Source organism: Bifidobacterium boum, from assembly GCF_000741535.1.
Taxonomy (GTDB): domain Bacteria; phylum Actinomycetota; class Actinomycetes; order Actinomycetales; family Bifidobacteriaceae; genus Bifidobacterium; species Bifidobacterium boum.
The window spans coordinates 1-8,981 of record NZ_JGYQ01000014.1; the positions used below are offsets into that span (position 1 = coordinate 1).

10 protein-coding genes are annotated in these 8,981 nt (G+C 49.7%); 1 reads left to right on the top strand and 9 read right to left on the bottom strand.

Annotated features, from left to right (window positions below):
• The 6 genes from BBOU_RS09580 to BBOU_RS09605 form a co-directional block, all read right to left on the bottom strand.
• On the bottom strand, positions 1 to 776 hold a 776-nt coding region (locus BBOU_RS09580; protein ID WP_035142633.1), incomplete at its 3' end, for a replication initiator protein A.
• Positions 777 to 848: 72 nt separating this feature from the next.
• Entirely contained in the window at positions 849 to 1,235 is a 387-nt protein-coding gene (locus tag BBOU_RS09585; protein ID WP_000998386.1) for a cysteine-rich VLP domain-containing protein, read from the bottom strand.
• Positions 1,225 to 2,901 (bottom strand): relaxase/mobilization nuclease domain-containing protein, encoded by a 1,677-nt coding sequence (locus tag BBOU_RS09590; protein ID WP_003695449.1) that lies wholly within the window; start codon positions 2,899 to 2,901, stop codon positions 1,225 to 1,227. Before BBOU_RS09590 ends, BBOU_RS09585 begins: the two co-directional genes overlap by 11 nt.
• The gene (locus BBOU_RS09595) at positions 2,864 to 3,262 is read right to left on the bottom strand and encodes a plasmid mobilization protein (protein ID WP_001126628.1); all 399 of its coding nucleotides are present in this window, start codon (positions 3,260 to 3,262) and stop codon (positions 2,864 to 2,866) included. Before BBOU_RS09595 ends, BBOU_RS09590 begins: the two co-directional genes overlap by 38 nt.
• Before the next feature lie 646 nt (positions 3,263 to 3,908).
• On the bottom strand, positions 3,909 to 4,100 hold the full coding sequence (locus BBOU_RS09600; RefSeq protein WP_000841357.1) for a hypothetical protein: 192 nt from the start codon (positions 4,098 to 4,100) through the stop codon (positions 3,909 to 3,911).
• Between the two features lie 131 nt (positions 4,101 to 4,231).
• Positions 4,232 to 4,429, bottom strand: a complete 198-nt coding sequence (locus BBOU_RS09605) for a helix-turn-helix domain-containing protein (protein ID WP_001909500.1) — start codon at positions 4,427 to 4,429, stop codon at positions 4,232 to 4,234.
• 82 nt (positions 4,430 to 4,511) lie between these two features.
• Between BBOU_RS09605 and BBOU_RS09670 the strand changes: the two genes are divergently transcribed.
• The gene (locus BBOU_RS09670) at positions 4,512 to 4,973 is read left to right on the top strand and encodes a hypothetical protein (RefSeq protein ID WP_021659603.1); all 462 of its coding nucleotides are present in this window, start codon (positions 4,512 to 4,514) and stop codon (positions 4,971 to 4,973) included.
• Between the two features lie 41 nt (positions 4,974 to 5,014).
• Here BBOU_RS09670 and BBOU_RS09615 read toward each other — a convergent pair whose 3' ends face one another.
• From BBOU_RS09615 to tet(W), 3 genes are all read right to left on the bottom strand, one after another.
• Complete coding sequence (locus BBOU_RS09615) at positions 5,015 to 5,758, bottom strand: class I SAM-dependent methyltransferase (protein ID WP_106052388.1); 744 nt, start codon at positions 5,756 to 5,758, stop codon at positions 5,015 to 5,017.
• A gap of 255 nt (positions 5,759 to 6,013) precedes the next feature.
• On the bottom strand, positions 6,014 to 6,469 hold the full coding sequence (locus BBOU_RS09620) for an XRE family transcriptional regulator (RefSeq protein WP_001071126.1): 456 nt from the start codon (positions 6,467 to 6,469) through the stop codon (positions 6,014 to 6,016).
• A gap of 81 nt (positions 6,470 to 6,550) precedes the next feature.
• The gene (gene tet(W), locus BBOU_RS09625) at positions 6,551 to 8,470 is read right to left on the bottom strand and encodes a tetracycline resistance ribosomal protection protein Tet(W) (protein WP_000691721.1); all 1,920 of its coding nucleotides are present in this window, start codon (positions 8,468 to 8,470) and stop codon (positions 6,551 to 6,553) included.
• Positions 8,471 to 8,981: the final 511 nt, after the last annotated feature.

The following is an 8,981-nucleotide window of genomic DNA, read 5'->3' on the forward strand; positions in this document are numbered from 1 at the left end:
ATACAGGTATAGTCGGGGATGCCCTGTTTTACGGCTCCCTTTTTGTCATTGGCCGCCCATCTGTGCAAGGCGGCGGCATAATTCTGGTAGGCTTTCCCGCTGGCGGCAAGGTAATGGCTCATTTCCTCAATCAGCCGTTCCAGCCTGTCCGGGTATTCTGCCTGTAACTCGTCATATTCGTCCTTTGACAGAAAAATATTCTCATATCGGCCATAAGCTGTGGGCGGCTCCCCACTCGCTCTCATTGTTTGGTTCTCTATTAAGTTGTTTATATTAGTTTTGTTAGGGGTCGGTTTTCCGACCATCATAGGGTCGGTTTTCCGACCGTCATAAGGTCGCTTTTCCGACTGTATGAGGGTCGCTTTTCCGGCCATCAGTTGGTCGGAAAACCGTACCACTGGGACAGGCGGCACTTTCACATAAAGCCGATTGGGTGCGGAGAAGCCCCGCCGTTCCCGTTCTAAAAGCCCGGCTGCGTCCAGTTCTTTCAAGGCTCCCTTGATGGCGGTACAACCCTTGTCCAGCATTTCCGCTATCTCCGCAACGGGGTAGACAATGAATATCCTGCCCTCGCCGTCCTGCCAGCCGTTCTTCTGTGACAGGGTGGAGCGGTCTAATAAAAGCGCATACAGCAGCTTGGCGGTCTGTGAAATCTCCATTTTCAGCAGGAAACGGGGGTATGGAAGATAGGCGGGCAGCGTGGTGTCTGCCCTGATATAATCAGCGATAGTATCACCTCCCTCTGTGTTGTGTCGTTTTTGGGCTTTGTCACGCATTAGGACGGCATTTCCGGGGGGAAAGGATAAATGTATCGCATACCCTTTGACACCCACGAAAAAAGCCTTGATTTATGCGGGTTTGAAAGGCTCTAAAGCGTGACATTTCTGCCTTTGTTTCCGCTTTCTCTCGGCGGCTTTGCGTTTCTTCATGCACCCGGCGCAGCCGGGGCAGTATTTCCCCCGGTTGGATTTGGGGACAAAGGCCGCCCCGCAGACCGCGCAGCGTTTCCGGCTCCCCCGGTACAAGAGGGCTGCGGCCAGCTCCCCGTCAAGGGGCAGGACAGCCACACGGAACCAGCGGCACATGAGGGAATAGGAAATGCTCTGGACGCACACGCAAGGCTCCCCGTCGTCTAACAGCAGGCAGTTCCCCTCGTCGTAGTTACAGCACTCATGCACAAGGCGGCGGGCTGCCTGGTGCTGGCGGTAGTCCATGCGGGACGGCTTATCGTTCATGGCTCTGCTCCTTTCTGCGGTGCGGCTCTTCCCGGCGCAAAATCTGGTCGATGTTCCGCTTGACGGTCTGCAACTCCCTGAACCGCTGCTTCTGTTCGTGATAGGTGTTGTACAGGCCGTCTTTCTCGGAGATAAGCTGCTCGATCTCGGCCTGCAACGCTTTTCGGCCGGGCAGCTTGGTAAGCCCCTGTGCCTTGAAATACCGGGCGGCGGCTTCGGCTATGATAAAATCGCTCTCGTTTGCCTGGCGGTATGCGGCGCGGGCTTTCTCGGATTTCTGCGCTTTCAGCCCCTCGCGGATGGGCTTGGTCTTGGCATAGGCAAGTACCTGTTGCCGCAACTCCCTTTTCCCTTGCAGCTTCGTTTCCAGTGCTTTCAGTTCGCCGCTGGTCTGGCGCATTTCCTGATAGGCGGTAGCAACGGCGGCTTCAAGCTGTTCCGGGGAAGAAAAGCCGTACTGTTGGTAGATGGTCAGGGTCTTGGCGGCCTGTTTCAGATTGTGTATCTTCGCCCATCGTTCATAGCCTTTGCCCTTGCCCTCGGCCATCTTCTGCTCAATGTCCACAAGCCGCTGCACACTGTCCTGTCTGGGGTCGATTTTCCCTGTCTTTTCGCCCTGTAAGCGGCCTTTCCCGGCGTGTAGGTATTCGGGTATGGCTGCGGTCTGTTCGGCGGCTCTGGCGGCTTGGTGCTGCGGGGTGTAGCGAACCGTTACGCCCCTCTGGGCGTTCTGCTCCAAAACGGCAAGGACGGCGGTGCGGTCAAAGTCGCCGCCCAGCTTCCGGGCGGTGATAGGCTTCGTCCTGTCTGGCGTGAGGTAGGACAGCCGCCCCCGGCTCTCCTTGACGGTCACACCCTCCCGCAACAGCAGAGAGGAAAACTCGTCAAAGCTGGCAGCGGTGGCAAGGGCTTTCCGTAGGGTCTGCCGCAGCTTCTCCTTGTTCGTTTCAAACTTGGTCTGCCGGGGCGTGATACCGCCTGCAATCATGGGGGCGTTCTGCTTGTCCAGTGCGGCCTGTCCCTTTTTCTGCGCCCAATATTCCCGGTCTGTGACACGGTTCTTGCTGCCGTTCAAGAGGTCGATTTGGTAAAGTCCTTCCCGGTGGCACATCTCCATGACCTCGGACTTGAAGTAGCGTAGGGCTGCGTCGGTGCAGCGGTGCTTGCACCCGGCTTTCGTGTCCGCTGGCCTGTCCATGTAGGGCAGGAACGGCACTTCCTCTATCCGCAGGCTGTTAATGACGATATGCACATGGATGTTGCCGCTGTGGTTATGCCCGTCCGGGTGGGTGCAGACAAGGGCCTGATGGCCGGGGAAATGCTCTTTACAGAATTGCTCCCCCAACGCCTGCGCCCGGTCTACGGTCAGGCCGTTGTCCGGCCCGTCCCGTGGGTCAAAGCTGATGATATAGTGGTGGCTTTTCACATCCTCCCGCCGCTGATTTTTCTCATAGCGGAGATTGGAGCGCATACACGCAACGGCAAAATCCTCGCCGCCGCAGTTCAGCGTGGACAAGCGATAATCCTCACGGGGGATAAGCCTGCCGTTTTCATCAAGGACGGGCTTCATAGTAAATTCGTCATGCTCAAAGAGCAGGTATTGTTCGGCGGCTCCGTAGTCGGCGTTCTTAGAGCCTAAATGCTTGAGTGTTGCCAACGGCGTCACCTACTTTCTTTAGGACTTCATACTTGAGGGCGGCAAGGTCGGCGGCCGCTTCCCGCAATTCCTTTGCCATAGCCGGGTAGGGGCTATGCCACTCGTTGAGGGTGCGGGCAATCTGGTTGAGATTGCCGCCAATCCTGCCGTACTCGGCTGTGAGCTTCCCGACAGCGGAGAGCAGCTCGTCATTGACTGACGACACATGGAGTACGGGGCGTATGGTAGTGCGCCGGATGGCCTGCCGGAGAAATTCGGACTGACTGATACCATAGGGCGCAAGCCGTTCTGTGAAGTCGGCGTATTCTTCATCGGTCAGCCGGGTTTTCACAACATGGCTGCGGTGGGGGGTGTTGTATCGCTTCGGCATGGGCTGTAAACCTCCTTTCACTTATCACAAAAAATGGGCTGGTCTGTTAGCTATTTTCGGGGCATTTCCTGTCTGCCGGACAGAAATATTTTTGCGGCGTAAGCCGCATAGCAGGGTTTGGGGAAGGCACTCCCCAACAAGTTTCCCGCGAGGGGCAAAACCGCAGAATTGCGGATTTTGGCACCGTGGTAGAAACTTGCTCTAAGTAAGCCGTAGATTTCCCCTTGCACTTACTACTCGTATAGCTGCCGCCTGTTTTGGCCGGATTTCTGCAAAAATCTTACGGCGTGGGGCGATTTTTACCCGCAGTTCTTTCTTTCCGCTAAAGATACATTTCAAAGGCCGCCAGCTACCCGCTTGCCGGGAATTTTCTCAAATTTTCCTTTGCCTTAGAAATACAGAAAATGCAGATTTGGCTACCGCCGCAGAAAATTTTTTGTTTCCGGCTTCACCTACCTACTACGGATGACTTTGCGATTTTGCCAAACGGATAAAGAAAAAAGCAGCAAATCTTTTTCAGACTTACTGCTTTCGCTGGCCGCCGATGGGCGGTGGATATTCAGTTTTGAAAGTTCAGGTCAGGTTGGCCCGATGATGGATAGCACAATAAATTCCTGTTTTCCCTTTAAGGCATTGTGCATTTTTTCTATTTCTCTTGATGATTATTTTTTTCATAATCAATCAATGTACCTATAACAATTCCAATCAACATTCCGATACCTGCACAAATAGAAATAGCAAAAAGATTTTGCAAAAACGCCCATGCCAACACACCTATGCAACCACCGACAATAAATCCTGTTAATAAGCCAATAGTTAAGTATTTATTACTTTTCATATTGCTATATCTCCCCTAAAAGTATATTTGTCGTTGGTTCTATTATACTATGACCTGCTTCCTTTAGGAATAGATGAATTGTAAACTGGCTGGAGTGAAACCGCTAATGACAGCCAGTGTTTGTTCTTTGTTTATCGGTCAAAGCGAAATTTGAACAGGGCGGCAATGAGCTGTTGCTTTATATGTTCCTCAACTTCGGCGTTGACTTTCCCGTGTACTTTGGAACAGTAGCGGATATATCCGGCATAGTGGGAAAGAATGGTGTCGATTGCGTCCGGGTCGCCCTCATGGGCTTTGACGATTGTTTCATAGGGGAGAAGTTTACTCATAGTCATTTCCCTCCATGAGCCGCCTTAACCGCTGCAAGGCAAGCCGGATATGCCGCCCCGCTGTGCTGCGTGTCCGGCCAATATGTACGCCGATCACTCGCTGCGGCTGGCGCAGGAAATAGTAACGAAAAATTTCTTCCTGCGTCTGCTCCGGCAAAAGGGCAAGGGCGGCGGCAAGCTCCGCATGATACAGAACGGCGGTCTGGCCGCAGGCGGTAAAAAGATATTCTTCAAGCTACTCCGGCTCGGCAAGCTGGACAAACTTTTCACTCATCAGATAATCAAGGGAAACTTCCCGTTCCCACCTCCGGCGCAGCTTCAAGATTTTATCTATGGCTGCGTGACGAATGACTACCTTGCAAAAGGCATTGAATGTGTACTGGATATGCACCTTGTAGGCTTCATCTTCGGTCATGGAAATTCCCCCTCTCTGAATAATAGTGCGGGGCGGCAGTACTCCTTGCTGTCGCCCCTTGATTGCCTACCAGCAAAGACGGGCGGGGCTGTCAACGACGGCGCGAAGCGGCGTTCATTTTATCGTTGACTGGCTCGGCTGGGTTTGCTATTTACCCGACAAACTTGAATTTATTTTAAGCTATCACGTTTTACCTTCTTAAGCCTTACTATCATTACCATAGGAATTTCTTTGTTGGTTTTGAAACATTCTTCATAAAATCCATCAATGACAAATCCAGCTCTAAAACAAAGGTTAAAAATATCTTGTATGGAACGATGATAATAAATCTGCTCTTTCGGTTGCCCTTCAATCGCTATATCATAGTAACTGTGCGGTGTCATATATTTTTCAGTCAACGTGACAAAACAAGGGTGTTGCGTTGCAAAGACAAAAATTCCGCTTTCCTGCAACAGTTCATAAACAGCCATAAGAAGTGGTTCAATGTCCGTAATATCCATAATTGCCATATTAGAAACTGCTTTCGTAAAGGCTCGATTTCTTTTTAATTCTAATATACTTTTTCTATCGGTCGCATCCGCCACACAAAATTCAATTTGTTTTGCATATTGTGATTGCCGTCTTTTAGCCAATTCTATCATTTTTTTGCTGTAATCAAAAGCGACAACCGAAGCACCTCTTTGTGCAAGATACGAAGAATAATTTCCATTGCCACACGCAATATCCAAAATGTAATCCGCAGGATTAGGAGATAGAAGTTCCGTTACTTTGGGGCGCACTACCTCTCTGTGAAATTCATTAGATTCGTCACCCATTGCATTATCCCAAAATTGTGCGTTCTCCTCCCAGATTTTTTTACTTTCCTCTGTTCCCATGTTCTCTCCCACTCCCAAAATTTGCTTTTTTGCTTCCATTAAATCTTCCTTACTATATTCCATTGTTACCCTCCATAACTTCTGATTGTTGTCGTCTTGACTATTATGTATCTTTTCTTTCCAAAATGGTATAGGCTTTTATTTTTGTAATGCTGCAAAACTTTTCTTCTGTAAGGTATTCAAAGGATATTTCCCTTTGCCGCCGCTTGCATTAAGCCGCCGCTATTGGAAAGCCAAAAGCAGCGGCTTTTTTTACTCGGTATTACCGAAAAGTATAGAAAGCAGGATATGTCATCATTTGTCATTTCTTCTCAATGTAATAACTGCATGGCATATCAAGCCAAATACAAGAGAAAAACAGCCACCGCCAAATAGTGATGCTCCCCACCCTGCACCTGACATTGTCATAAAACCGCCAACAAAGAAAATACCAATGCCAAGAAATATACCAACACCATAAAAAAGTCCAATTGCCATATCGTACTTATTAAATTGTCGTTTCTCCTTTTTTTCATATGTTTCCATCTTTGTTATTACCTCCTTCGCAAAATCGTCCATGTTGACTCCAAAAAGAAAGCAAATTTTTTTCAACATATTTAAATCGGGTTCATTAACATCTCTCTCCCAATTCGATAGTGCCTGCCGGGTAACATTCAATTCCCCGGCTAGTTCTTCCTGTGTCATTCCCAATTGTGTTCGCAGATGACGTATTTGCTTTCCTGTTGTAATATTCGTCTGTTCCTGGTTCAAAATAGTTTCTCCTCTCTGATACTGATTTTATCAATGATATTTCGCAATAGCCAGCAATGAACGCTTGCATTGCGCAAGACGTTACATTATCTTCTGAAACATATAGCGCACCTTGTCCAGGCGGCTGTTTGGACGGCGGGGCTGGATGACTGGCTTGCCGACAGCGGCCTGATACCCTTTCAGTTCTGTAAGGCATACGCTCTGCCCGTTGGTGTAAAAGGCCAGATCAGTACGGTATGCCTGTATACAGCGGGCGGGAATCTCGCCAGTAAAGACAACTTCATCCTTTTTTACCTGGACCGTTTCGATGGTGGCACAGTATTTCGGTGCATCATGATAAGCCCTGGAAAGATATTCCCGGGGCGCATAGAGGGTGAAGGAGAGATAAGGTTCCAGCAGTTGCGTCCCTGATTCCTTCAATGCCTGTTCCAATACAATCGGGGCCAATGAGCGGAAGTCCGCCGGCGTGCTGACCGGACTGTAATAAAGCCCGTATTCAAAGCAAATCTTACAGTCCGTTACGTTCCAGCCGAACAAGCCCTGCTCCAGCCCGTAACGGATACCATCCCTGACAGCGTTTTGAAAACTCTGGTTCAAGTATCCCAGCGAAACCCGGCTCTCGTATTGTACACCGGAGCCAAGCGGGAGTGGTGTAACAGACAGTCCGATGGATGCCCAAAACGGGTTGGGCGGCACCTCGATATGGATGGTGTGGCTGGCTGCTTTGAGCGGCCGCTCCATATAAATGACGGTGGGTTCCTTTACCACTGTTTCAAGCTTGTATTTTTCCGACAGCAAAGCGGAAACAACCTCCAACTGCACCCGGCCCAAAAAAGAAAGAATGATCTCATGGGTGATGGAATCCACCTCGCAGCGCAAAAGCGGGTCAGTATCCGCAAGTTGCGTAAGAGCGTCCAGCAGCCGTTCTCTTTGCGCTGCCGTTTTCGGCGCAATCGACGTCCGCAGCATGGGGAGGGGGTCCTCACGCCACCTTTTACGAGGGAGCCGGGTTGGGTCCCCTAATACATCGTTTAACCTCACGCTGTCGCTGGGAAGGATAACAATTTCACCCGGATAAGCGGTGTCTGTCCGAACAATTTCCCCTTTGGATGGAATACGCATCTCTGTGATTTTCAGCTTTTCTCTCCCGGCCAGGGCCACCGTATCCCGCAGGCGCAGCGTTCCGCTGTATAGCCGTAGATAGACACGCCGCTGGCCGCAATCTGTATACTCCACCTTGAAAACGCTGCCGCATAGGGCGGCGCTCCCCTGTTCCCCAATCGGTTGGAACAGCCCTGTCACCGCATCCATCAACGGTTGAATGCCAAGGCCCTTTTTGGCGCTGCCATAATAGACCGGGAACAGGGAGGCGTCTTGAACCCGCCGCTGTTCCTCCCGCACAAGTTTTTCCCGGCTGATTGGTTCTCCTGCGATATACTTTTCCAATAATTTATCGTTATTTTCGATGACCGCATCCCATGCTTCTATGTCGGTATTTTCCTCCAGGACTATTTCCGGGGACAGCGACACCGTCTGCTTGATGATAATATCGGCGGAGAGCTTATCCCGAACAGACTGAACCACGCTCTGCAAATCAACGCCAGCCTGGTCGATCTTGTTGATAAAGATAACGGTGGGAATGTTCATTTTCCGCAGGGCATGGAACAGAATACGGGTCTGGGCCTGCACGCCATCTTTAGCGGAGATCACCAAGATGGCCCCATCTAAAACAGCCAAAGAGCGGTACACCTCCGCCAAAAAATCCATGTGGCCGGGCGTATCCACAATGTTGACTTTACATCTGTGCCACTGGAAGGAAGTGACTGCCGCTTGAATGGTAATCCCACGCTGCCGCTCCAAAAACATGGTGTCCGTCCTCGTTGTCCCTTTTTCGACGCTCCCCGGTTCTGAAATGGCTCCGCTGGCATATAGCAGGCTCTCCGTCAAGGTCGTCTTTCCAGCGTCTACATGGGCAAGAATTCCAATATTGATTATTTTCATGTGATTGTCCTCCCTTTACAGCCCCAAAGGGCATAAAAATCCCCAGCAGTAAAATACTTTTACCACTGGGGATTATAAGTTGCGGACATACACATATACAGCATACACCTGTTTGTGATTGCTGTTTTTGGGGATATGTCAAAATTGATAAGGCAAAAGTATTCTTAAATTGGGTACAAAAAACTAAGCCCCTACAAAAGGAGCTATCATAATCCTTTGTTCCCACTATTTGATTATAGTTTTATTTAAGAATATCTTGCCGCATATTTTTTACTCCTTTTCTGGACTAAATCATTGTATCACATCAGTTTTAGGAAAGCAAGTACCTAAAAGAAATTTTTCTTCCCCTTATATGTAACAATCATACCGGCTTCCTAACGTTCAGAATGGTTTCTGCTGTCTGCTGCGGTGTTTGGTTGGAATTGTCCAGCCAAAAGCCGATCCGTGGTGTTGTCTGCATTTTACTAAATACAAATTCAATGTATACAGAAAGAAATATATAAGGAGTGGG